The organism is Maridesulfovibrio bastinii DSM 16055 (assembly GCF_000429985.1).
Classification (GTDB): Bacteria; Desulfobacterota; Desulfovibrionia; order Desulfovibrionales; family Desulfovibrionaceae; genus Maridesulfovibrio; species Maridesulfovibrio bastinii.
In genome coordinates, this window is record NZ_AUCX01000033.1 from 1 (window position 1) to 25,289 (window position 25,289).

General features: G+C 43.0%; 24 protein-coding genes. 1 reads left to right on the plus strand and 23 read right to left on the minus strand.

The genetic code is table 11. The features are described 5' to 3' along the window. Positions 1–254: 254 nt before the first annotated feature. The 10 genes from G496_RS0113980 to G496_RS0114025 form a co-directional block, all read right to left on the minus strand. A complete protein-coding gene (locus G496_RS0113980) occupies positions 255–1,355 on the minus strand; it encodes a zinc-ribbon domain-containing protein (RefSeq protein ID WP_027179821.1) in 1,101 nt (366 codons plus the stop codon). A 104-nt stretch (positions 1,356–1,459) separates the two neighbouring features. Then, entirely contained in the window at positions 1,460–2,617 is a 1,158-nt protein-coding gene (locus G496_RS19860; RefSeq protein ID WP_051295068.1) for a glycosyltransferase, read from the minus strand. After that, positions 2,614–3,699, minus strand: coding sequence for a glycosyltransferase family 4 protein (locus G496_RS0113990; protein ID WP_027179822.1), 1,086 nt, complete (start codon positions 3,697–3,699; stop codon positions 2,614–2,616). The genes G496_RS19860 and G496_RS0113990 overlap by 4 nt, the downstream gene beginning before the upstream one ends. Before the next feature lie 132 nt (positions 3,700–3,831). Then, the gene (gene fliS / locus G496_RS19865) at positions 3,832–4,356 is read right to left on the minus strand and encodes a flagellar export chaperone FliS (protein WP_084407582.1); all 525 of its coding nucleotides are present in this window, start codon (positions 4,354–4,356) and stop codon (positions 3,832–3,834) included. Between the two features lie 22 nt (positions 4,357–4,378). After that, on the minus strand, positions 4,379–6,112 hold the full coding sequence (gene fliD, locus G496_RS0114000; protein ID WP_027179823.1) for a flagellar filament capping protein FliD: 1,734 nt from the start codon (positions 6,110–6,112) through the stop codon (positions 4,379–4,381). Between the two features lie 172 nt (positions 6,113–6,284). Beyond that, positions 6,285–7,169: a flagellin N-terminal helical domain-containing protein gene (locus G496_RS0114005; protein WP_027179824.1), complete on the minus strand. Its 885-nt coding sequence runs from the start codon at positions 7,167–7,169 to the stop codon at positions 6,285–6,287. Between the two features lie 288 nt (positions 7,170–7,457). Continuing rightward, entirely contained in the window at positions 7,458–8,264 is an 807-nt protein-coding gene (gene tsaB / locus G496_RS0114010) for a tRNA (adenosine(37)-N6)-threonylcarbamoyltransferase complex dimerization subunit type 1 TsaB (protein WP_027179825.1), read from the minus strand. Continuing rightward, positions 8,261–9,331 (minus strand): RIP metalloprotease RseP, encoded by a 1,071-nt coding sequence (gene rseP / locus G496_RS0114015; protein WP_027179826.1) that lies wholly within the window; start codon positions 9,329–9,331, stop codon positions 8,261–8,263. The genes tsaB and rseP overlap by 4 nt, the downstream gene beginning before the upstream one ends. Before the next feature lie 9 nt (positions 9,332–9,340). Next, a complete protein-coding gene (gene dxr, locus G496_RS0114020; protein ID WP_027179827.1) occupies positions 9,341–10,543 on the minus strand; it encodes a 1-deoxy-D-xylulose-5-phosphate reductoisomerase in 1,203 nt (400 codons plus the stop codon). A 41-nt stretch (positions 10,544–10,584) separates the two neighbouring features. Further along, positions 10,585–11,388, minus strand: a complete 804-nt coding sequence (locus G496_RS0114025; RefSeq protein ID WP_027179828.1) for a phosphatidate cytidylyltransferase — start codon at positions 11,386–11,388, stop codon at positions 10,585–10,587. Positions 11,389–11,644: 256 nt separating this feature from the next. Here G496_RS0114025 and G496_RS0114030 point away from each other — a divergent pair, with 256 nt between their 5' ends. Continuing rightward, a complete protein-coding gene (locus tag G496_RS0114030) occupies positions 11,645–13,381 on the plus strand; it encodes an HD family phosphohydrolase (RefSeq protein ID WP_245577935.1) in 1,737 nt (578 codons plus the stop codon). Positions 13,382–13,502: 121 nt separating this feature from the next. Here the strand turns inward: G496_RS0114030 and G496_RS0114035 are convergent, their stop codons facing one another. From G496_RS0114035 to G496_RS21520, 13 genes are all read right to left on the minus strand, one after another. Then, positions 13,503–14,123 carry a hypothetical protein gene (locus tag G496_RS0114035; protein ID WP_027179830.1) on the minus strand — a complete coding sequence of 207 codons (621 nt, stop codon included), beginning with the start codon at positions 14,121–14,123 and terminating at the stop codon, positions 13,503–13,505. Between the two features lie 9 nt (positions 14,124–14,132). After that, on the minus strand, positions 14,133–15,185 hold the full coding sequence (locus tag G496_RS0114040) for a hypothetical protein (RefSeq protein ID WP_156900670.1): 1,053 nt from the start codon (positions 15,183–15,185) through the stop codon (positions 14,133–14,135). A 62-nt stretch (positions 15,186–15,247) separates the two neighbouring features. Continuing rightward, positions 15,248–15,466: a hypothetical protein gene (locus tag G496_RS0114045; RefSeq protein ID WP_027179832.1), complete on the minus strand. Its 219-nt coding sequence runs from the start codon at positions 15,464–15,466 to the stop codon at positions 15,248–15,250. 12 nt (positions 15,467–15,478) lie between these two features. Further along, positions 15,479–17,221 (minus strand): SH3 domain-containing protein, encoded by a 1,743-nt coding sequence (locus G496_RS19870; RefSeq protein WP_051295069.1) that lies wholly within the window; start codon positions 17,219–17,221, stop codon positions 15,479–15,481. Between the two features lie 286 nt (positions 17,222–17,507). Next, positions 17,508–18,203 (minus strand): undecaprenyl pyrophosphate synthase, encoded by a 696-nt coding sequence (locus G496_RS0114055; protein ID WP_027179833.1) that lies wholly within the window; start codon positions 18,201–18,203, stop codon positions 17,508–17,510. Between the two features lie 3 nt (positions 18,204–18,206). Beyond that, complete coding sequence (frr, locus tag G496_RS0114060) at positions 18,207–18,764, minus strand: ribosome recycling factor (protein WP_034633404.1); 558 nt, start codon at positions 18,762–18,764, stop codon at positions 18,207–18,209. 2 nt (positions 18,765–18,766) lie between these two features. Continuing rightward, positions 18,767–19,486, minus strand: a complete 720-nt coding sequence (gene pyrH, locus G496_RS0114065) for a UMP kinase (RefSeq protein ID WP_027179835.1) — start codon at positions 19,484–19,486, stop codon at positions 18,767–18,769. 361 nt (positions 19,487–19,847) lie between these two features. Then, entirely contained in the window at positions 19,848–20,471 is a 624-nt protein-coding gene (tsf, locus tag G496_RS0114075) for a translation elongation factor Ts (protein ID WP_027179836.1), read from the minus strand. A gap of 1 nt (position 20,472) precedes the next feature. After that, complete coding sequence (gene rpsB / locus G496_RS0114080) at positions 20,473–21,252, minus strand: 30S ribosomal protein S2 (RefSeq protein ID WP_027179837.1); 780 nt, start codon at positions 21,250–21,252, stop codon at positions 20,473–20,475. A gap of 218 nt (positions 21,253–21,470) precedes the next feature. Beyond that, complete coding sequence (locus G496_RS0114085) at positions 21,471–22,241, minus strand: fumarylacetoacetate hydrolase family protein (protein ID WP_027179838.1); 771 nt, start codon at positions 22,239–22,241, stop codon at positions 21,471–21,473. A 196-nt stretch (positions 22,242–22,437) separates the two neighbouring features. Further along, positions 22,438–24,141: a ribonuclease J gene (locus G496_RS0114090; RefSeq protein ID WP_027179839.1), complete on the minus strand. Its 1,704-nt coding sequence runs from the start codon at positions 24,139–24,141 to the stop codon at positions 22,438–22,440. Continuing rightward, a complete protein-coding gene (locus G496_RS0114095) occupies positions 24,134–24,841 on the minus strand; it encodes a lysophospholipid acyltransferase family protein (protein WP_027179840.1) in 708 nt (235 codons plus the stop codon). Before G496_RS0114095 ends, G496_RS0114090 begins: the two co-directional genes overlap by 8 nt. Before the next feature lie 185 nt (positions 24,842–25,026). After that, on the minus strand, positions 25,027–25,289 hold a 263-nt coding region (locus tag G496_RS21520; protein ID WP_027179841.1), incomplete at its 5' end, for a transposase.

A 25,289-nucleotide genomic window follows, 5' to 3' on the forward strand; every position in this document is an offset into this window, starting at 1 on the left:
CAGTCTGTTGGTGATAGCTTCAACATCAGCTGGAGTCGTCCAGCTCTCAACCATTCCATCTGCTCTAAGCAAGGCCACACTAAAACTACGTTTATGTACATCAATACCTACGAAAAAAAGTTGACTTTGAAAGCCTTCCACAAACCTACTAATTGATGATATTGTAAGTCTAGCCATGTCAGCCCTCCTTGTGAGTTTCGCTTTTACTGGTATTCTACCAGATTAAACCCGGGAGTGCTGGCATGGTATTTTTATTAAATTGTGGGCTGATTTAAGCGGTAATATATCAAGGCTAAAATCAACAGAACAACTGTTGGCGCCAGCATTGCCATTATCACTCGGGTATAACTGCTTTCATGTATATTTTTGTAAGCTATAACCGAGAGAGCCATACTTAGAGCTGAAGCTATAAAAGGTCCGGCTATGGGAATGACACTGAAAATAGCTGCTGCATAGGAGTAAGTTGTTGCGCGGTAGGTTGCTTCGAATCCTCTTTTACCTGATCCGAAAACCATAAGCATTACATGGGTAATGCCCGCCGTAGGGAAACTTATCAAAGTGATCATAATCGGGAACAGCAGGAGGCTTATAAGTACTTCACCTGATCCTGATGCCATGGACTGTGAAATACCGGTGCCGACAGTGGTATTAATGTCCTGCATAGTTGTTCCGCCGAGACCTACAATGGTTTCCCAGAAGAATTCGAAAACAGCCTGAAACTCTGCAAGAATCAGGAAGAATACCAGCGGTTTCATATAACCGTTCAGCGGCATATTCTTAAAGAACTGAGCAGGTTTGGTCAGGATACGCTTAACCGTAAGTCCTACGGCCTGAAAGAAAGAATATTTTTCATTCGTTTCAAATGGAATATCTTCAAAAAAATAATCTTCATACAGTTCTTCTATTTCTTCTTCCTGGTCATCATCCTGTTTAGGAGCCATCCTATTCAGTTTCTGCCAGAGGTCACCGAGCTCAGTATTGTCTGAGATATGTTTTTCTAATTTTTTTTCAAGATCTGAGCGTTCGGTTTCGTCCTGATGAACAGTTTCATTTTCATCAGAGTTGTACGGTTCCCGGAAATCGTTTTCTTCAATTCCCTGCGAACCGTTATCGGTCTGTTGAATATTGTCTATTTCAGGATTCCTCTGACTGTTAGCAGATGACTCATCCGGGTCATTATAGTTGTCCACAGTCTGGTATCCGTAATTATCATCGGCTGAATCACGGGTATCTTCCAACTCTCTGAAATAGAATTTATTCTGACACTTGGGGCAAGTAGCCAGTCTTGCATTATCCGGGATTTTGTCATCCGGGATTTCTTGCGAAAAATTACATTGGGGGCAAATAACTTTCATATAATATCCTCAGGCTTCAAGTCTGATACAATTGGGTCAGACCTAATAAATTTTAAATTGATAAGCAACGTCAATTCGTAAAAACATTGCTTTAAAAAAAATAATCAGGGCAGAGTGATAAGCTTTGCTTTGATATTGGAAGGTCCGGGAAGTTCTTCCTCAGCTAAAAAAGGAAGCTCTTTTCCGAAACGGTGTGTTATCTTTTCACCAGAAACCTTATTGAAAAAAGAAAGCTTTTTATCAATTGAGTCACGTTCTTTCAACAGGTGGGTTTCGTGCCTAAGCTCTGTACCGGTTGTAATTGCCGGGTGCTTATAACCAGTCAGCAGCTCGTGAACGGGTCTGGTAAATTTTATTTTTTTTGAATTTTTAAAAAGTCTCAGCTGCATATCCGGCCACAATCCATATCCCATCCTGCAATGTTTTTCATCAGGAAAAAAAGTTTTTCTGGGCAGATACACTGCATCCGTGTTTTCCGATCTAATCGTTTTACGAATATTTTCCCAGCCCTGATTTGAAATTCTTTCATCAGCATCAAGGTAAATAATCCATTCGCCGGAACAGTTTTTCAGCATTCTGTTGCGCTGGGCAGCAAAGTCCCTTTTCAGAGGGTGGGCTGTCTGGACTGTTTTTAAAACTGATTTTAATTTTGGAGCAGCTGACATGGTTTCGCAGTCCCATACGATTACGAGTTCATCAATCCAGATTGGAAAGCTATCGATAAATGTTTCAAGGGCAGGCTCTTCCGGGCTTAGTATTGCCGCTGCACTAATGGTGGGGTAGATGTCCTTTTCCGCAGGTAATTCTGACCTTCCAGCTCCTGAGATTATTTTCTGTAGCTTTTGATGATTCTCTTTTTCAGCTCCTGTCAGTGAGGGGTTCAGGATTAAGTGAGAATTATTATTAAAGAATTCATACTGCTCCAGAAACATTACATGGGACCACATAGAGGTGTCGCATAAAACTTGAATATTTAAGGCTGACAAATCAGCAATTGTTGCCTCAGCATTTCTTACCCGCTGAGGGGAGAGTTCGCAGACAATAATCTTTCCATCTCCGGGGAGATTTTTTTTAAGCTCTGAAACAAATTTTAGGTCAGCCAGTCCAAAAATTATTATATTTTTTTTGCCTGATTTTTTTAGCAGATTAATATGCCGTTCGGCTTGCTTTATTGTGGAGCATTCTGCGAGAGGATTAATTTTATCTCTTCCGCTCAGGGCAAAAGAGATAACCTGACTGGTGTATTGATCTATGCTGTTCATAACATCCGTTTAGCTCTCAGCAGATCACAATAAATTGTTTCCAGCTGTGAGGTTATGACTTTAGTGTCGTATAATCTTTGAGCTTTTTCTCTGCCTTTTTCGCCCATGTCTCTTGCTTTTTCTGGATTTGAAATTAGAAATGCTGCCGCCTGAGCATATTCTTCCGAATTTTCCGCGACAAAACCAGTTTCACCGTGATCAACAAGTTCAAGCTGGGCATTATCCTTAAGACCTGTGCTGGGATGGGTTATGACCGGCAACCCGGCAGCCATGGCTTCTGCTATGACCATTCCAAATGATTCTCCAGTGTCGTTTGCATGAGCCAGAAAAGATATTGAATTAAAGAATCCGGCAAGTTCATCATCTGTTAATATTTGTGGAAGAAATTCAACTTTACTGGAAATATTGTGCTGCTCGACATAGCTGAATGCCTGTGGAATTCCACCGATTATACGATAATTAATTTTTGAAAAATGTTTATCTGTGAGCAGTGCTTCCATCCGGGGCAGAAAATCCAGAGCAAGAGATGACCATTTTCCGGGATCGGCACGGGATATTCTACCAAAAGAAAATTGTGGCCGTTCAATGGAAACAGGACATTTTTTAGCAAAAAAATCAGTATCAACAGGGTTATATAGAAATGAATAATTAGGGTAGACTGCTCGTATTGATGTTGTGCTTTTAAAACGCTCCAGACAGAAGCGTGAGACAAAAAGGTGACAGTCAATCAGTTTTGCTTCTTCACTGGGGTCGTGGCGTCCGAATACGTTTGTTTCAACAACTATAGGTATCCCTGCCAGCTTGAGGGGGCGCAGACTTCCCGGTTCCGTCCAGCCAGCTCTGTGTATATGAACTATATGAGGCGAAAATTTTTGCAGCACCCCGAGAAAATCAGGCGTTATAAACGTGGGAATACCATTTTTTCTCAGCAGTCTGGCTCTGGGGCCGTCCTGAGGAGAGTAGGTCGCTACTGAAAAACGATTCTTATCCAGATTGGAGGCCAGAATCTGCATAACTTTTTCCGTGCCGCCCAATCCCATTGAGGATGCGGCGTGAAGGACCCTTATTGGATTGGTATTCATAGCTATTGAAAAATGCCAGAATGATGCATGTAAGTAAACGGATATATTTCAGGTTCAGCATAGCTGTTAAATAAAAACACCATCTTTATTAATAAAGATGGTGTTTTTATTTAAACTTGTTGTCTATAAGTCTTACCTGCCGGAATTATAAGCATTCATAGCCCTTTTAGCTTGAGCGAGTTTTGGTTTGGCTATGGTATTGTTTTTAATGTTGAGCAGATTGGCTGTACCTGATCCCGGAGCAACTGAATATGAGCCTGTTGATTCTGACTGGGTAATTATTTCACTGTCCTCACCGGGAATAATTTCCTTGTAGGCAGAGCTGATGCCTTCAATTATTTTGATGACTTCATCAATTTTTTCAGTATCCATCCTGAGATTAGCCAGCAAAAGCCGAGTGTTACAGAACAGATAGAGTTTATTGAGATTTTCAGCCAGCTCTCCACCTTTTTCTTTGTTCAGACTTGAGGCAAGTTCGGCAATAACTTCAATCGCTTTTGATATCAGAACGCCTTTTGCAGCATAGTCTTTTTCATTAATTTTGACTTTTGCCTGCTTCATGAATTTTATAGCAGCATCATAGAGCAGGATTAAAAGTTCCCCTTTGGAAGTTGTGCGAACCTGAGTTGAAAGGTAGGCATGAGCCCCTCTATTCATTATATATTACCTCCTGCCGGATTTATTGCTGTGAAAGCTGGTTGACACTTGATGATAACTGTCCGCTGATCTGGTCATAGCGTCCCAGCAGCGAGTCAAGCCTTGAATACCTATCTTTGAGGTTCTGCCTGTATAAATCAAGCCTGTCCTTTTCATAATCTATTTTTTGCTCAATATTTTTAATAATTGAGTCGTAGTTTTTTTCCAGAATTTTAAGTGGACCGTTCCGACCTGTCATATCAGACAAAGCGTCCAGCATTTCCTGAACTTTACCGACTTTAAGGTCCACGGTCAGGGCGTCATCAGCATCCGCGTCAGAAGTACCGTGGGTTCCATCGGATCTGTTTTCCACTTCTATAGCCATACCGGCTTCAGGAGTTCCGCCTTTACCGGTTATCTGCCATAAGTCCGGATCAACACTGGCTTCGTTACCGTTTATAGTTGCTGAAACCAGTTTACCACCACTTACGGTATACTGGATGTTGTAAGCTCCACCTTCAGTTGTCCCGTTAATATGTGAAAGATATTGAACTGCAGGCGAGCTGCTTTCTCCAATATAATTGGCAGCAAAAATTTTTACAACTGCATCAGGATCCTTATCAAGAGCCTCGTTCAGCTCATCTTCATCGATTTCGAGCATACCGGCATTTGCTCCGCCGGTATCAGCGTTGGTAAGGATACCAAGCTGTGAAAGAGCAGAATACATATCTCCTTCAAAAGTATCCGGGGCTACCTCAACTGCGTAGTTGAATCCGATGCCTTTGTCGGAAATAATATTTTTTAGTCTCTGACCCACAAGCAGTTCAACACCGTAGTTACCTGTCAGAATTGATCCAGTAGCTTTTTCACCTGAAGTATCAACGGCTGTAAGCTCTTTGATCATTTTACGGACTTCGTTATTCTGGTCTACGAAAGTTTTAATATTTTCTTTAATGCCGTCTATATCGGTTGTTACACCTATAGTTACCGGTGCATTAAGTGCTGTGGTTTCCTTGAGATTAAGGGTAACTCCATCTATAACGTCATCTACTGAGTTGGTGTCACGGTCTATCCATTTGTCAACTTCAGGCGGGAATCCATCAACTTTTATCTGGGAATTTTGAGCATTCTGGGTTTCAAGAAAATCACCAGCCCCAAATATCATCCCGCTTGTATTTGAAATTACAAGCTGATTCTCTTCCCCGAGATCTAAACCGTAAATCTGCAGGTGATAGCCATCTCCGGAATTGATGGTTGTTGCTCTGATCTTGCTTCTGGAGTCTGCAGTATTGTTTATAAGGTTTACAAAGCCTGTAAGAGTTGTATTTGCTGGAATATCACTGAGAGTTATCGACTCTCCGGCATATGAAAAAGTAAAACTGCCATCGGAAGTAAAAAGTGGTGTTTTGAGAGACTCAACGTAGTTGCCGGTAACCTGAATATCGTTTTTTGCTAATTGATTTATTTCAATGGAATGTGAGGTGAGCATGGCAGTACTGCCGGCAGTAGCTGACAACTTATCTTCTTTAGAGCTGGTAACATTTTTTGCACTGAAAAGGTCCATGGAGCTCAGGGATTTCAGAGTGGATTCCAGAGATACCAGCTTCGTGCCGAGATCCTGAAACATGGTGACTTTATTTTCCCATGATTCTTTCCAGGTCTCGAGAGTTTTCTTGTGCGCACTTTCAACGTCAACCAGACCGTCAATCAGAGTCTGAAAGTCGGTGCCGTTACCAAGTCCGGCGAAATTTATTTGTCCAGAGGTGTAATCAGCCATAATTTTTGCTCCGGGAAATTTTTTCCCTTAATTCAATTCTCCACCTCAGAACTTGCAATCAAAGTGCCAAAATTAATCATCCCTATTAAATTATGAAAGGCCGGACCGGTTTATGCGGTCCGGCCTTGTGTTAAATCCCCTTATCCGGTTGGCTGATTCATTGGAGCCAGTATTAGCCTCCGATGAGCTGCATAGCCATTCTAGGCATGCTGTTAGCCTGTGAAAGCATAGCCACAGCGGACTGAGTCAGAATCTGGTTACGAACGAATTCTGTCATTTCGGTTGCAACGTCAACGTCTGAAATACGGGATTCAGAAGCCTGAACGTTTTCAGCCTGAACCGAAAGGTTGGTAATCGTGTTCTGCAATCTGTTCTGCAGAGCTCCAAGGTTCGCACGGATCTTATCCTTGGAAATAATAGCCTTCTGCAGCTTTACAAGTGACTCCTGAGCCAATTCCTGAGTGGAAATTGAGTTCTGTGCAGCTGAGCCGACACCGAGAGCTGAAGCTGTAGCTGTATCAATTGAGATATAGTAGTAGTCTTCAGCTGAGTCGTTGGCGGTACCGAAGTGGACCTTGACCGGACCTGTCGGCTTCATTCCTGCACCGTTATGTGCAGAGTTTTCTCCTGACATGTTACCATTGAGCAGGTGAATGCCGTTAAAGTCGGTAGCGTTTGCAATACGGGTGATTTCCGATGCCATTGCCTGATACTCAGAGTCAATGATCAGACGCTGATCCGAGTTGTAGGTACCGGTTGATGCCTGAGTTGCAAGTTCCTTCATACGGATGAGCTTTTCATCGATAACGCCGAGGGCGCCGTCAGCAGTCTGAATCATGGATATAGCATCGTTTGCGTTACGAATACCCTGATTAAGAGACTTAACATCAGCGCGCATCAGTTCTCGAACTGCCAGTCCAGCGGCATCATCAGAAGCTGTTCCGATACGAAGACCTGATGAAAGGCGACGGGTTGAAGTTGAAAGACGTCCGTAGGATTCTGCCAGGTTGCGGCTGGCGTTTGTTGCCATCAAGTTGTGATTGATAACGAGAGCCATATTTTCCTCCTTGAAAATGTTATTGGCTTCCTTGCCAATATTTAGTTTTCTTAATGCTTCTTGCTAGAAAACTATTTTCCTTTGTTGAGAGTCTCATCGTCATGACTATAGATTTCTTTAGAGCGGTTTTTAAAAAAAAATATTAAAAATGCTTAAAAATAATAAGTGGAAAGGTAGTGATCGGAGAATGGATTTTACTTTTAAAGGCTCATAAAGAATAAAATAAAAGACAGGGTTGATATCTCTCAACCCTGTCTTTTGCTTAAAGATATTTATATATAGTAAGAATCAGCTCCGGGCGGCATCAAGCATCCTGCGGGCTTCTTCTTCTGAAATTCCACGCTTCTTGGTTATTATAGATAAATTTTCTTCAGCATCAGATCCTCTGAGGTACAGAGCTTCAGGAGGAGTTGTGCTGTAATGTGCGTTAACTGCCGCCGAAATGAGGGCATCAGTTCCCGGCGTATTGAATATTTCCGGAAGCAGAACAGCATCAGTCCTTACTTTACTGAATTCATCAAAGAATTTTTTATTCTTATTCAGGCCGCTTCCTGAGAGGTAAATTTTACCGGGAGTTTTCTCAGCTATAATCTGAGCAGCTTGTTCAACCGTAACAGGAAGAGCTTCAGTCAGCGGCGGTTGCGGTGTTCCTTTAGCATCATTCGGTCTGAATCCTTGAATATATACCTGCGCACGCCGGGCATGAGTGATGACCCATAACGGAGCATCGACAAAGGAACATGGTCCGAACGCAAGAATCGGCAGATATTCCAGACCGGCTATAGGGATTTTATTTACTTCGGCTATGGCTATTCCTGCGGCAAGAGCAAGGCGCAATCCCGTAAAGCTTCCGGGACCGTTAACACAGGCCGTTTTAGTTATGTCAGACGCTGTAAAGCCGAACAGTTTCAGCATGTTCTCAATAGCTGGAACCATGAATGTGACAGTCTGTCCGGGAATACGCAGGCTTTGCAGGCTCAGCAGCTCGAAATTATCTTCATCCTCTTCGCGTGCCGCAAGCATAATCTGGAGGTCGTTTTCCGCACCGTTCAGCAACAGCAGGAGTTCTTCGTATTCGGTATTCAAAAGGCTCATTTGGCAACCCATGTCCTGACTATATCATTAAAAATAGCGAGTGCCATGAGGCAGAGGAGCAGGAATAGTCCGACTCTGGTTGCAGCGGCCTGAAGTTTTTCATCCAAAGGTTTTCTCAGCACTATTTCCAGCCCGAAAAAGATAATATGGCCACCGTCAAGCACTGGTATTGGTAACAGATTCAAAAGACCAAGGTTTATGCTTATGAAAGCTGTCAGTTGCAGAATGTGCAGTATTCCACGCTCAGACTGCTGTTTAATGGCCTGAGCAATCATGATTGGTCCGCCTATGGAATCTATCGGCACAACCCTTTCGATCATCTTGACAATGCTTTCACCAATCAGAGAAATTACATTCCAGGTCTGCTCTGAGGCTGCGTAAAAACTTTGCATTCCGTCCAGCTGGACCGTTGTTGTTTTATCCGAGGCCATAATACCAACCATTGGGACTCTTATTTTTTCTCCGAACAGGTTGGTATTTTCCTGAATTCTCGGTTTAACTTCCAGATTAAGAAGTGTTCCGTTGCGGTTTATTTTGAATTCAAGTTTTTCGTTTTCACTTGATTGAATTATTTCTGATAAATCGTGAAAAAAAGTAATGTTGTGGCCATCAATGGCAAGTACTTCATCACCGGGTTTCAGACCTGCTATTTCAGCAGGGCCGTTGGGCTGTAGATTACCTACTTCAGCTTTCAGCCCCATCTGCCCCTGAGATAGAATAATCCCCCAGAAGATGAGCCATGCGAGAATGAAGTTGAAGATCGGACCGGCAGCAACTACCATCATGCGATGCCACGGCGGTCTGTTCATGAAGAGCTGGTTGCTCCTGAAACCGGAGTCCAGATCCATGTCCCTCTCTTCACCGGCAAGATTCACATATCCACCGAGGGGAACAGCAGAAAGCCTGTAGTCGGTATTTCCCATTTTGAATCCGGCCAACCTTGGACCGAATCCGAGTGAGAAAGTTTTAACCCCGATCCCAAGCATCCTTGCGACAATGAAATGGCCGAATTCATGGAAAAAAATCAGCCCGCCGAAAACAACAAATAAGTATATTATCCAGATCATGAAGTTACTCTAAGCTATTGAAGCTGTTACGTCACGTCTCGTTTTTATATCAAGCTCAAGGACGCTTTCAGCAGTGCTGACATCACACCCGGAGTGGGCTTCCAGAGCTCTGGCAATTATCGCGGGAATATCCAGGAATTTAATTTTTTCTTTAAGGAACATGTCTACCGCAATTTCATTTGCGGCGTTTAACACGATAGGGTGGCTTTCGCTGGCGGAGAAAGCTTCCGCAGCAAGTTTCAGGCATGGAAAAACATTGGTATCAGGTTTTTCAAATGTCAGAGTTCCTATTTCAGCAAGATTAAGCTGTTTTAATTCAAGCGGAACAGCTTTAGGAAAACAAATGCATGCTGCTATGGGAATCTGCATATCAGGAACACCGAGATGTGCAATCTGGGAGCCGTCTATATATTCAACCAGTGAGTGTATTATACTCTGAGGATGGACGACGACATCAATTTTTTCAGGTGGGAAGCCGTAAAGATGACAGGCCTCTATCACTTCAAGACCTTTATTCATGAGTGTTGCGGAATCAATACTGATTTTTGCGCCCATGTCCCAGTTAGGGTGGGCCAGAGCCTGATCACGGGTCACAGTTTTAAGAAAATCGAGATTTTTACCGCGGAAAGGGCCGCCTGAGGCGGTCAGAATAAGTCTGCTTACATCAATTCCATCATGGGCAAGCAGGCCCTGAAATAAAGCGTTGTGCTCTGAGTCAACCGGAAGAATGAGTGCGCCTGATTTTTTGCAGGCTTCGCGGATTATATGTCCACCAAGTACAAGGGACTCCTTGTTTGCAAGGGCGATAATTTTACCTTTGCGGGCTGCGGCCAGAGTCGGTTCAAAACCGGCGGCACCAACAATTGAGGACAGCACAATCTTTACTTCATCAAGTGAAGCAATTGTTTTGTATGCTTCCGGTCCGGTCAGTATCTCCGGGGTATAATCAGCAGGCAGCAGATCTTTCAGTTCTGCCGCGCCACTGTCGTCCAGTATGCCCAGATAGGTAGGGCGGTGCTTTATGGCCTGCTGTGCGAGCACTTTGGCGTTTCTGCCTCCGGCAAGCGCAACTACTTTAAACATTTCCGGATGTTGTTCAATAACTTTAAGGGTATTGGTTCCGATGGAACCTGTACTCCCAAGGACAGCTATAGTCCGGGGAAATTTTTCAGCCTCAACAGAAGCAGGCCATGAAGATATATAGGTTTGCAATTTGTGGTTCCGATAGTTTTAAAAGCCGTGACAGGCTTATGTTAAAAGAATGTGTGAATCTGTCTGCCGATAATATATATGGGAAGAACCAGTACGAGGCTGTCAATCCTGTCCAGAACTCCACCGTGTCCGGGCAGAATTACTCCTGAATCTTTAATACCGAGTTTGCGTTTAAGCGCTGATTCGAAAAAATCACCCATTTGAGCTGCTATATTAAGCGCAGCTCCGAAAATGATCCATGAGATCAGAGAACTGTTGCCTAAAAATTTACCGTAAACTGAGCATGCAATGATGCAGGCAGCGAATCCACCGAACGAACCTGCCCATGATTTTTTAGGGCTTATTGCCGGCCAGATCTTTTTTTTGCCGAAGTAAGATCCAGCATAAAATGCAGCAGTATCAGACGCTGATGAAGCCATTAACACAAAAAGTATTTCCCAGCTTGTCATCGAGGTAAAAAATTGTAATGTCAGCGGGATATAGACAATGCCGGCAAAAAGAATAAGGCTGTTCCTGTATGAACTGGTCTCCGACGCAGAGCTGTAGGAAAATAGAAAATGGAAATTGCATATCCAGAATGATGCCAGCAGCAGAATGACAGTCCATCCCATTCCGGCCATAGCGGATGCGAAAACCAGCGCCATGCCGCAGACAACAGCTATAATTCTGGTTGTTAAAAGTTTTTTACCATCCCAGAACATAGAATAAAATTCCCATAGAGCAGCTCCACTGAATGCGGCAACAAGAGCTATGAGAAAAGTTCCACCGAGGTAAAGGGCCAGTATCAGTGTCAGGATTAAGAGCAGAGATGTGATGATTCTTTTTTGAATGCTGGTAAGGGGCATATATTCCTCTAAAATTAATAAAAACAGACCAAAATAACTATAAACTGAGCCAGATTAATCAATTACTCGTTTGTGGGCAACCTGTGTAGACATGGTTTTTTTATAAATAAAGTTATTTCCGATACAATCTTATAAGGGGATAACTTTTTTAAACCTTATTGATTTGATACTGTTCGAGATGTAGAACATATAATGAGCGCTTGTATTAGAAATTTGATTGCTGATGACCCTGAATGTGAAAAGGGAGATGTGTGCTGTGCCCGATAGAAATCATAGTGGTTCCAGAAGGACTGCCGTTGAAATAAAAGACTTTTTGACAGCTGTTGCAGAAAGTCTCGGGCATGATGACTGCCGTGCAGTCGTTGCTGATGCTGCTGTTGAAGTAGAAAAACGTGTTAATGAGCTGATTTTCGAGCATGGCGCGGTTATTGAAAAATTAAGCGAAATAGGTCTGGCCCTGACAGGGGAAATACGCCTTGAAAAGCTGCTGGAGATGATTGTTGACGAGGCAAGACATCTTACCGGGGCCGATGCCGGAACTTTGTACACAGTTGATGAAAGCGGACGCAATCTCAATTTTTCAATATTACATAATGATTCTATGAATGTTCGCGTTGGCGGGACCAGTGGCGTGGAAATAGCTCTTCCTCCGGTCCCGCTCTATACTGATGACGGCAGTCGCAATATGGATCATGTCTCGGCGTATTGTGCCTTGACCGGTAAAACCGTCAATATAGCAGATGTGTACGAGGCTGAAGGTTTTGATTTCACCGGACCGCGTAAATATGACTCCGCAACCGGTTACCGCTCCAAGTCTATGCTTGTCATGGCTCTTAAAAATCATGAAAAGGATATAATAGGAGTTTTGCAGCTGCTGAATGCTTTGGATGATGACGGCAGTATTGTCGGTTTTTCAAAGGATATTGTTAATATTGTTGGTTCACTGGCTTCACAGGCAGCTATTGCTTTGACCAGTGTGCAGCTCATTCAGGGGCTTAAAGATCTGCTTTATTCTGTTATCCAGAGTATTGCCGCGGCTATTGACGCCAAGTCTCCTTATACCAACGGTCATATTGAAAGGGTTGTTGAATTGACCTCCATGATTGCAGAAGGAATTAATATCTCTGCAGAAGGACCGTTTTCCGGGGTTAATTTCAGTGAAGAGGAAATTGAGGAGCTTAAACTGGCAGCATGGATGCATGATGTTGGAAAAATATCAATTCCTGAACATGTGGTGGATAAATCCACAAAGCTTGAAACGATCTTCGATCGTGGTGACATGGTTGATTCCCGGTTTAATCTTATTGCGGAAATTTTAAATAATGAGCGGCTGGAAAAGATTATTGAGATAATGTCTGATGATGGAGATAATCTTAAAATTTCAGCAGTTGAGGCAGAGTACGCAAGGAAACTCAAGGACCTTGAAGACGATCGAAAGTTTGTTTTGTCATGCAATATCCCCAATGAATTTATGACCGATGAACGTATTGCCAGAATTAACAGTATAGCTTCCAGAACCTATCACAGGGGAGGGGAGACTTTTAACTGGCTGACTGCTGATGAAGTGGAAAATTTATGTGTGCGCAAAGGAACACTTACCGATAAGGAACGAAAAGTAATTGAGAGCCATGCCACAATAACCAGAGAGATGCTTGATCGGCTTCCGTTTCCCAAAAGATTTTCCAATGTCCCCAAATTTGCGGCCGCCCATCATGAAAAGCTTGACGGAACAGGATATCCTGAAGGGTTGAGTGCCGCAGAGTTGCCGCTGCAGGCGAGAATTATGGCTGTTGCCGATATTTTTGAAGCGCTGACAGCTAAGGACAGACCATATAAAAAGCCGATGAAAATTTCACAAGCTGTTGAGATTCTGAAGTTTATGGATAGGGACAGACATATAGATCATGATATTGTCGAATTATTGATAAAAAGTGGTATTTATATGGAATATGCCCGTAAAGAGCTCGATCCGGTTCAGTTCGATGATGAATGATTCCGTGAGCCTTAGTACTGCATGATTGGATAACTTGTTTGTTACAGTAGTTAAAAATAAAAAAATCTCCATGTGTGGAAAATACACATGGAGATTTTTAAATTTTATTTCTATGCTCTGGTTATTTCGGGGTTTTCCAATTCTTCAAAATAGTTTTGATGGTTCTGAGACGGGCCAGTTTTCTTGAAATGTCAACAACGGACAATTTTATCAGGTTTTCCTTGTTGGGGTGGCTGTATTCCCCGGTAAGATTCATTGCATACGATACCGGAGGATTCTGGTTGATTCCCAGAAAATCACCGTTGATATCAACCATAGCTGAATATTCATCATAGTCTTCATCATAGCTGATTGATATTTCGGAAAGCCCTATGACAACATAATCAATACCGTCATCACGGGCTATACTGATTATTTCATCTTCGGCTACACTCTGGTTTTGTGTTGCGTATGACCGCTTACAGGCATCAATGCTGAAACCGAGGATAATTCTGTCCCGATGAGTAATAAAGCCAGCTTCATTGAATTCCTGCTGTAATGATTTATTAAGGTTGCGGACAAGGTTGTTACATTCCTGCTGGGAAAGTTTATCATTTTTGATGCGCGGTATTAAAGCAAAGACAATAGTCGGCTTGCCTTCACCATTATCAAGTCCTTCTTTTGCTGCACCAGAGCATACACTGCTCAGGCCGAAGATCAGTATGACAATTAAAAGAGTCGTTTTAGTAAAATTTTTTCCCATCTTGTATCCCTATCTTTTGCATGAGTTTATGTCCGAGAGGGCATTTATCAGAGCATTGTAAAAATAAATATCCGAAACCCCTGTGTGTCTGCTTGCTATGGTTGCTTTAACAGAGTTCAGGCATCTTATTTTCTGAGAATCGTTTATAAGGTAGCAGGCTGTAGCATATTTTTTATTTGAAAAAGCTTCATTTTCGTCAATCGTTTTTTCTCCGGTTTTTATCATTATATCAAAATGATGTTTAGAAACAGGAAGACGTCTTGAAGAATGATAAGTATTGTCTTTTTCTGAAAAACCGACATCCCCGCCACGAAGATATCCAACCCCGAATTTCTTAACAGCGTAATTGATAGCTTTACTTATTCCGGGACCGCGTGATTTTGATGGAATAACAAGCCGGTCCTGCGATAGTGACTGATTAGCGAGCATCCTTGTCAGGGCAATAAATTTTTTGTGGTTTTTGATTCGTTTTGATGTTCCGTCTGAAAGTTTTATCTTGTCAATAGACCATGTTTCGGATTTGAAAATATTATCAAGATCGTCAAGACAGTCTGCCAGATTTCGGCCTGCCAGCGGTGTGAGCGAATCAGGATTTTTGAAAAAATTTACGATTTCTGTCCTTATAGGGGCAGCCAGACCTGAAAGGTCAACTTGGGGTTTATCTCCGAGATATGGAACTGAGACAATAAGCGGCAGTGAATATATCATTGCCTCGGATGACAACTGAAACATCAGAAAGCTCATTCCGATGTAAATATTCCCTTTGTAAAGCACTGAGTCCTGCTTACTGAAGGTGTCATTGAAATCTATTACATTATCAATGTAGAGCAGGGGGATAAGGATGTTGTCAGGTTCAAGCTTCAGACTGAAATCATGTCTTTTAATTTTAATGTCCGGGTTGACTGAAGCCGCATGACGGAGAAATTTAATGATATTTTTGCGAAGTTCTTTTTTGAAATCTTTATCTTTTAGTATCTTTTCAAGCTCGGTGGTGTAGTTGTCCGCATTTTTGGAAACAGTTTTTCCTATTGCCGGCTTGATAATATATAAATTACCTGCCACTGCCGGGATCGCTCCCGGCAGTGTTATGAACAGGATAAATATTATATATCTGATATTTTTTTTTACCATTTATATTCTTTTAATTTTTCAGAGCTTTCATAATCGCGTATCTGCTCCGATGATTTTTTTGAATTCTGGGAATCCTGATTCAGCTCTCCTGCCGATTGACCTACACTGTGTAGAGATTTTTTAGCTGCGTCCGATTTAGCAAAGCAACCACTGCACAATATCATTACAGCCAGCATTAAGGCTAACTTTTTTAAAATGTTTGTTAAAGTCATATTTAATCTCCTTTAGCTGAGTTCTTCTTCTGTGAATGATTCTTTGCCTGCTTTTGCGGAGGCATCCTTGAAAGAGGCTGAGGACTTTCTTGCAAATGATTTTTTCAACCTTTTGCTCAAGGCCAGCTTTTTCTTATAATATTTTTCGAGCTGGGTAGTAATCTGCGAATTTTTGCGGCGGGCGGTCATAATGACAGAGTTAATTTTTTTACTCTGTTCGGTGATAATGCCCGAATTGCTTTCAATGTAGTTGTAATCAGCTACAAAATCTTTAAATAGACCAATCAATTCCGGAACCTGAGTGCTGACCATTTTCAGCTCTCCCAAAAGAGTTATGGCGAGCCATGGATTTGATTGCAGTTGAGATATCTGGGCTGCTATCTGGGCACTTATCAGGGAAAGAATTGCTATCTGCTTAGTCGCTTCAATAGTGAGGGGGCCGGCTTTGTCTTTATAAGAATTGATAGCCCTGTCGATGCTTAAAATGATGTCCCCGGACTTGTCCATGCTGAACTGATAAAGGGAGTTTGAAGCGTGAATATTGTTTGAAAAAGCCCCTATAATCGAGTTCATGCTCTTGAGCTGCTGGTTGTTCAGTTTCGAAAAGTCGGCAGCTTCGGATTTTATTTTTGTTTCGAGCATGGAAAGCATTTTACCGTTATCAGCAATTTTTACAGATGCACTTTCAATTGTTGATGTCGGATCATAAGAAATGTCATTTACAAATGCCTGAACATCAATTTTTTTCATGCCAGTGCATTCAACACCTTTCGCTGTGCGGGAAGCCAGTTTCAAGTTCTCATCCATTGTAGCGATGGTAGTTCCTACAACTGATTGGAGTGCTCTGGTCTGGCTTAAAGATGAAAGCATTTCCTTGCGGATTTCCTGAGTTTTCTTGGCCAGTTGCTTTGCTGTATCCAGCTGGTCCAGAATCTGTTCAACAGAATCTTTAGGCTTTTCCTTGCCGTCTTTTGCATTAGCAGCCCCACCTTTCTGTGCTGTCTTTGTTGTGTCTGCTGTTTTTTGGGTTGAGTTGTTATCAGTAGTTCCGAAGACTGCTCCGAAGAAACCTCCAACAGCATCAGCCACAGCATCACCTGAGCTGCTTCCGGAAGTTCCGGGAGTGCTGACTGCTTTTACCGGTTTTGAATTGCTCTTGCTGTGTGCTATTTTATTTTGTTTCTTGACCGGAACTTCTTCTTTCAAATCAACCACTATAGTTCGGCCATGGGCTGTTCCGGGATTAGCTATGCAGAGATCCGCTGAAATATATCCTGTGAAGTCCTGACCCTTGACTTTATAATAATTATTTTCCAGCCCGATCAGGTATAGCTCGGTAGAAGGGGCTAATGAACGTATCTTAGGTGAGTTGGAACTGCTTTCTGAAAAAATAGTGGCTTTTTTGGTGTTATGACCAGCAATGCTTACGTAGGATTGGAAATCAAGATGGATAAGTTTGTAGTATATATATCCTAACGCGCCATCATCACTTTCTCTTTTAATCTGGTACCAGTTGCCGTGTTTTCCGGTTACTATAATTTTTGTTTTATTTGCGAGAGTTGTGACTTTAGAAGACTTACTCGTAGCCTTGCTTCTGACGTTGCAGACTGATTTTGTGAATCCTGTCATCACCGGCGTCATAGTGATAGTTTTTTGGGTTACTACCGGCTTTTCAAGTGTATGGGGCTGTTTGGGACATCCGGCCAGCATGAATGTCAGACACAATAATGCAAGGTAAATCAGCTTCATTTTCATCAAAAAATCCTCCCCCTAAATTCTGCAAGCATTTTCTCCTGCTTCCCCCGGAGAATAAATAATTAAATACATTTTTCTATTTAATTATTTGTATGACTTTGGAGCTTAATGCTTAAAGATAGTATTATACGGATACTTTTATAAATTGTTATAATACACCATTCCTTTTCATATTTTTAACTATTTTTGAAGTATTTTTTATACAAAGTATAAAATATGTATCCCGCATAAAAAAATCCCGCCGATTTAAAAATCAGCGGGACTATATTTCCAATTAATTTTATTTTTATATCTGGTCGCCGGTTTTCCCGAATCTTCTCTGCCTGCTGGAAAAATTCTCAAGAGCCTTATCCAGCTCGGCACTGTCAAAATCGGGCCAGTAGACATCGGTAAAATACAGTTCCGAATAGGCTGCCTGAAAGAGCAGATAATTCGACAACCGCTGCTCTCCGCTGGTGCGGATAATCAGGTCAGGATCTGGCTGACCTGAAGTGTACAGATGCTCGGAAATGGTTTCATCAGTAATATCTTTAAAAGAAATCCCTGATTCAGCAATATTTTTAAAAGCTCTGACCAGCTCGTCCCGGCCTGAATAGTTCAAGGCCAGATTAAGAGTCATACCCCGGCAGTTTTTTGTTTTATTGATAGTATGGGCAACTACCTGCCGTACACCAAAAGGAAAATCTGATAGCTCTCCAAGGACTTTTAAACGGATATCCTGTTCTTGAAGACTCCTGAGTTCCTTTTTAAGAAACAGGGTAAGCAGGTCAAAAAGCTGTGCTATTTCATCTTTAGGCCTTGCCCAGTTTTCTTTGGAGAACGTGTAGAGAGTAAGATGCCCTATACCGAGTTCTCTGCATCTGGTGACAAGATTCTTAGCTGTTTCTGTTCCGGCTCTATGACCTTCACTGCGTGATAGTCCGCGTGCTTTAGCCCATCTGCCATTGCCATCCATTATGACAGCGAGGTGTTCAGGCAGCATTCTTTAAATTTCCAATATTTCCTTTTCTTTGGCAGCAAAGGAGCTGTCACATTTTTTTACGTAATCATCGGTCAGCTTCTGAACATTGTCCTGTCCGCTGTGCATATCGTCTTCAGATATGTCTTTGTCTTTTTCGAGCTTTTTCAGGCTGTCATTCAGATCACGGCGAACGTTGCGCAGGGCAACCTTGGCATCTTCAGTATACTTTTTAGCTATTTTAACCAGCTCCTTACGTCTTTCTTCTGTAAGGGGAGGGATGGAAATGCGAATTACTTTACCATCATTAACCGGATTAAGTCCGAGGTCGGAGCGCAGAATAGCTTTTTCAATATCGCTGAAAGCGTTGCGGTCCCATGGTTGAATAGTAATAGTACGTGAATCCGGAACGGCTACTGAAGCAAGCTGTACTATCGGAGTTGGTGTGCCGTAATAATCTACGGAAATATCTTCAACCAGTGAGCTGGAAGCACGACCTGTGCGAAGTTTGGCAAAGTCTCCTTCAAGACTGTTTAGTGCGCCTTCCATTCTTTTGGTTCCGTCAGATATAAGTTCTTTTATCATTGCTACTCTCCTTGAACGATTGTTCCTAACTTTTCGCCTTTTACGACCCGTTCAATGTTGCCTTCTTCAAAAAGGTTGAAGACAATAATGGGAAGATTGTTGTCCATTGCGAGGGAGATAGCGGTGGAGTCCATGACACCGAGCCTTTTTTCAAGAGCTTCAATATATGAAACGGTATCGTATTTGACAGCATCAGGATATTTCACCGGATCCTTGTCATAGACACCGTCAACTTTAGTAGCCTTGATAATAGCTTCAGCTTTAAGTTCCATAGCTCTAAGGGCTGCGGCTGTGTCAGTCGTGAAAAATGGATTTCCCGTTCCGGCAGCGCATATAACAACGCGGCCTTTTTCAAGATGTCTAACAGCTCTGCGGCGGATATACGGTTCTGCAACTGCCTGCATGGGGATTGCCGACATGACTCTTGTGTCACATCCTATTTTTTCAAGCGCGTCCTGAACAGCCATTGCGTTCATAACTGTTGCGAGCATTCCCATATAGTCAGCAGAAGATCTGTCCATTCCTTTTGCGGATGCGGACATTCCACGGAATATATTTCCACCGCCGATGACCAGTGCTACCTGAAGTCCGGTAGCTGAAACATCAGCTATTTCCCTGCAAAATTTGCTGATGGCATGAGGCTCGATTCCAAAATGCTGATCTCCAGCTAAAGCTTCTCCGCTGAGTTTGATCAATACCCGTGAATAACGCAATTTGTCCATAGTTTCTCCCGTTTTTCCGCGGAATAAGTCCGATTTAGAGGTGTTTCAGGAAATATGCCGGAAGCAGTGGGTAACACTGTATCTGTTTCATGCAATCCGGCTGGTGATTATTAACATATTTTTACTAACGGGAGAATATCCCGCCTGTATTTTCCTAACATTTTAAGGAAAAGTAGGGTGCTTGATGCACTTTTTCGCAAGTTCGGGATAACTTTTCCTGATGGCCGTATAGCGGACACAACAAGGCCGGGTATCCTGCACCTGAGAAAAAAAGCATCCGGTTCAGCCGGAAGACTTTTATCCGTTCAGTCGGAAACCCGGCCCAAAAAAAACGGGCCGTGAGGCCCGTTTTAAATCCGGTCTATTCTTCTTCGCCGCCTTCTTCAGGGGCTGCATCGTTCATGTCGATACGGCTGAATCGGCCGATCTGCATGTTTTCACCGAGAACTGCAATAGTCTCGTTAACGATATCTTTAATGGTCTTCTTGTCATCCTTGATGAAAGGCTGTTCAAGAAGGCATACTTCTTTGTAATATTTATTTACGCGGCCAAGCACGATCTTTTCAGCGATCTTTTCAGGTTTTCCTTCTTCAAGGGCCTGCTGATGATAGATAGCTTTTTCTTTTTCAAGAAGATCCTGAGGAAGTTCCTCGGGAGAAACGCAAATCGGGTTGGTTGCAGCAATCTGCATAGCAACGTCTCTTGCGAGCTGCTGGAACTGGTCAGCTTTTGCAACAAAGTCGGTTTCGCATTTGATTTCAACAATTACGCCGAGTTTGCCGTTGTTGTGAATGTAGCTGCCGATGATTCCTTCAGAAGTTGAACGGCCGGCCTTTTTGGCTGCCTTGGCAAGACCCTTCTCACGAAGGTATTTAATTGCCTTTTCTTCATCTCCGTCAGCTTCTGCAAGAGCTTTTTTACAATCCATCATTCCTACGCCGGTTTTCTCACGCAGGTTCTTTACCATCTGTGCGGTAATAGCCATCTTATGCTTCCTCCTCGGCGGGTTTCTCAGCTGCTTCGGGAGCTGCTGCTTTTTCCTCAGCTTTAGTCTTTTCCTGATCCATTTCTTTTTCTTCCTTGCGGCGTGCAGCTCCTTCGAGACATGCATCAGCCATGTGGGCAGCAAAAAGTTTAATGGCACGGATAGCATCGTCGTTACCCGGGATGATGTAGTCAATCAGATCGGGATCGCAGTTTGAGTCAACTACTGCAACTACGGGGATACCGAGTTTGCGGCATTCCTGAATGGCGATGTGCTCACGTTTAGGATCGATTACAAAGGCAGCGGCAGGAACACCATTGAGGTCTTTAATACCACCGAGTGCGAGGTTGAGTTTTTTAACTTCGCGGCCCATCATTACGATTTCTTTTTTGGGGAAACGGTTGATGGTACCGTCTTCGAACATTTCCTCAAGTTTTTTGAGGCGGTCGATGCTGCGCTTGATTGTCTGGAAGTTGGTCAGAGTTCCACCCATCCAACGGTGGGTTACGTGGAACATTCCTGCGCGAGCAGCTTCAGCTGCGATAGATTCCTGAGCCTGACGTTTGGTTCCGATGAAAAGAACTTTTCCACCGTCAGCAACGGTGTCAGAGATGAAATCGTATGCTTTCTGAAAGAGTTTTACAGTCTGCTGAAGATCGATAATGTGGATGCCGTTGCGTGCTCCGAAGATGTAGGGACGCATTTTAGGGTTCCATCTGCGGGTCTGATGACCGAAGTGGACGCCGGTTTCCAGCATCTGTTTCATAGTTGCGTAAGCCATAATTTTCCTCCTGGGTTTTTCCTCCATTCCGGCAGATGTAATATCCTCACAACATTGTGAGCACCCATATTTTAGCCGGAATGTGCGAATTAGCTCCGCTCCTTTACGGGATTACTGACAGAAAATCAAGTCCTCAGGACGGATAAAAAGTGTTTACCCGCCGATAAGGGGCGTAGATTCATTCGCCAGAGCCTTAAATAAGGAAGGAGCATGAAATATTACTGCACGTTCGAACCACCCGTGCTTTTTTTACCTGCTGTGCTGGTAAGAGTTCCGACTCCTTCAATTTCTACCTGTACAACATCTCCTTCAGACATAGGGCCGATTCCCGGAGGAGTTCCTGTCATTATGAGGTCACCGGGGTAAAGGGTCATTATGCCCGAAATATAGCTGACCAGCTCAAAGGGTGAGTGGATCATATCACTAGTATTACCGCTTTGTTTAAGCTCTCCATTTACAATAGTTCTGACAGAGAGATTTCCCGGGTCCGCTACGTCGGTTTCGATGCACGGGCCTATCGGACAGAAGGTGTTGAATCCTTTTGATTTAACGAAGAGCGGATCATCTTTTTGAAGATCCCTTGCGGTAACATCATTGGCACATGTATATCCGAAAATATGTTTTGAAACTTCTTCAGTGGCAATATTCATTCCTGTTTTGCCGATGACAATACCAAGCTCGGCCTCATAATCAACTCTTGTAGAACGCTTTGGTAAAATTATTGTGTCATTATCACCTATTATGGCTGAAGGAGGCTTCATAAAAATGGAGGGTTCTTCCGGAAGAGTCATCCCAAGTTCACGGGCGTGTTCTTTATAATTAAGGGCAACACAAATTATTTTAGTCGGCACGACAACGGGGAGCGTTTCACATAGTCTTGAAGGAATGAAAAGCTGTTCTTCACTGCCGGCATTGAGAGGTTTAAAATTATCACCTTCTCTGGTTGCGTAATAAATTTTTCCGGCAGACATGATTCTAAAAACTTTCATATAATATTTCCGATAGTTGATCGATGTTTAAATTTAAAGAGTTATAAAGTGTATCAGATCCGGCGAAAAAATCCACGATACATTGCTGTCCGGCAAAATTAATTTGCAGTAAATATATATTTGAACAAACTGGGCCGATTTTTATAAGCAGATCGGGCTTGATAATAGAGTCGGACTTCCGGGTGTTTTTTTGCTCTTAGAATTTGAAATCAGGGCAGGATGATTCCCGTATTTCAGCTTCATCACCGTTAAGGCTTATGATGAGAGGAACAACAACCGGATCACGGTCCAGAACTTTACGGAAAAATCTTCTCAGAGCAGAACGGATTCTTTCACGCAGTTTTTTGGTCTGTCCGGGCGGGATGTTTTCAAATACGTCAAGAACGATGCATTTAGCATCTTCAAGAAGATGTGAGTAATGTTGTTCAAAGATAAAACCCTTGGACATAACTTCCGGTCCGGTAAGAATTTCTCCTGTAGGAACATCAATTACAAGTGAAACTATAACCAGACCTTCACCTGCCAGAAGCTGTCTTTCTTTGAGAACTGTCTGGCCTACATCGCCAACACCCTTGCCGTCTACCAGGGTACACTGAACAGGGAGACTTTCCTCAAAACGTATCCCGTGTGACAGGAATGATATCGGTTCACCGTCTTCAATAACAATGGCCCGCTCCTGTGCTACACCGGTTTCCACAGCCAGTCTGGCGTGCTTGATGAGGTGGCGGTATTCCCCGTGGACCGGAATAAAATATTTAGGTTTGACGGTTTCGAGCATTATTTTCAGCTCGTCGCGATGCGCATGCCCAGAAGCATGGATTCCCTGAACCCTCTCATACAGCACTTCCGCACCCAGTTTATACAATCTGTTGATAACTTTGGTGATGGCTTTTGTATTGCCGGGAATAAAGCGGGAAGACATCAAAACCAGATCGCCTTCTTTTATGTAAAGCTGGCGATGCTCTCCGGTGGACATGCGGGAAAGGGAAGCCAGTGGCTCGCCCTGTGAACCCGTTACCAGAAGAACTATTTCACTGTCCGGGTAATCCGGCAGATCTTCAAGTTGGATGAACGCGTTTCCCGGAACTCTAAGGAGTCCCTGTTCACGCGCCAGTTCAATGTTTCTGGAAAGACTTTTACCACTGATACCGACTTTTCTCCCTGTCTCCACTGCAAGGTCTATTATTTCCTGTATGCGCTGGATGTGGCTTGAGAAAAGGGTGACCAGAATACGGCCTTCGGCTTCAGCGAATATATCACGGAGTGAATCAAGAATTTCACGTTCTGTGAGAGCGTATCCTTCGCGCTCGACATTTGTGGAATCTGAAAAGAGTAGGGTAACTCCGGGATTGGAAAATTTTTTAAAGGCTTCAAGGTCGGTGGCGTGTCCATCAAGGGGGTTGCGGTCTATTTTGAAATCACCGGTATGGACGATGCGTCCTACAGGAGTTTCTATGCCAAGTCCGAAGCCTTCAATAATGGAATGACATACAGGAAAGAAATTGAATGCCAGATCGCCCAACTGTATGCGGTCTCCGGCTTTAACCGGGCGCAGATCGGCATATTTATCAAGGTCATGTTCCCTGAGTTTGTTTTCTACAAGTCCAAGGGTAAATTTTGAGCCGAATATAGGTACATTAATATAGGGCAAAAGCCATGGTAAGGCTCCGATATGATCTTCATGTCCGTGTGTGAGGACGATGCCCTTCAATTTTTCTTTCAGTGCAAGGATATGGTCAAAGCGCGGGATAGCTATATCTACCCCGAAAAGATAATCTTCAGGAAAAATAAGCCCGCAGTCGATTACGGCAACTGACTCTTCGGTTTCAAAAACCATGCAGTTAAGCCCGATCTCACCAAGTCCGCCAAGCGGACATATCGTTAGCAGAGGATCACTCATTGCTCATCTCCGCATGTGCCTCATCCATCATTTTTTGTAGGTCATCCTTTAATTTTTCACGGTCTTTAATTGTGTATCCGGAAGGATCTATCGGTGGCAGGGCCTTGATTTTTATCTTTGTTCCCGGCTTGATAATCAGTTTTCCTTTCGGGAGAGTTTCAGCAGGGCCGACCATGATAACCGGAGCTATCGGCTTGCGGCACTTGAGTGCTATAATCATTCCGCCGATTTGAAACGGCAGCAGTTTTGAAGGATTCGGATTTCTGGTTCCTTCAGGAAAAATAAGAGGCGAGTTGCCGTTGTCAGCAGTTGCAACAGCCCTCTGGATATCTTTCATAGCCTGTCTTTTGTTGTTTCTGTCTATGGAAATATGGTTTGCTGAACTCATTGCGTTTCCGAAAACAGGAATTTTAAAAAGCGATTGTTTGGCTATGAATTTGAACTGCCATTTTTGTAGATAACAGAATAGCAGCGGGATATCAAAAAAACTCTGGTGGTTGACCATAAAAATATAAGTCTGCTCAGGATCAAGTTCAGACAGGTCCGCTTCTATTTTACAACCACTGAGTAATACTATGGATCTTCCCCAGTTGCGTTCGCACCAATGGGCTGCTTTTTGGTTTTTGAAACAAATGGCTACCAGGGAGAAGAATATGGTAACCGGAAAAAAACAGATATAAAAGATGATTTTGCGTAACATTGTACAGTCCTTAATTGAAATCATTTAGTTTGATAATGTAATTTCTCCGGCTAAACAAGGGGGGCTTTTTCGGGTGGTTATTATTAAATATTAAGCCGCCCCTTATAATAAGGAGCGGCTCAGATTGCTGACTAACCCCGTTTTTTTTAAAAGCGGGGTTTTATTACGCCCTATTTCTGTTCGATTTAGTTTGAAAAATTTAAATTTGGTCGATCAAATCCCAAGTTCGAAGCAAAACAGTGAACGGAACTCTCTTTGAAGGCAATAGTTTTAAAAATATCAGAAAATATGCGTCTAGCGCTTAGGATAAGCGCTATTTTCTTCATGTTTTGGCAGGCTGCGCAGAGGAGACTTTGTTCTTGAGCCTTCGAGAGGCCGCGCATTCTGGCATAGCGATGTCCGTGAAGCTCTTTTGCATCAGCAAAACTACGCTCAACGGTTTCTTTTC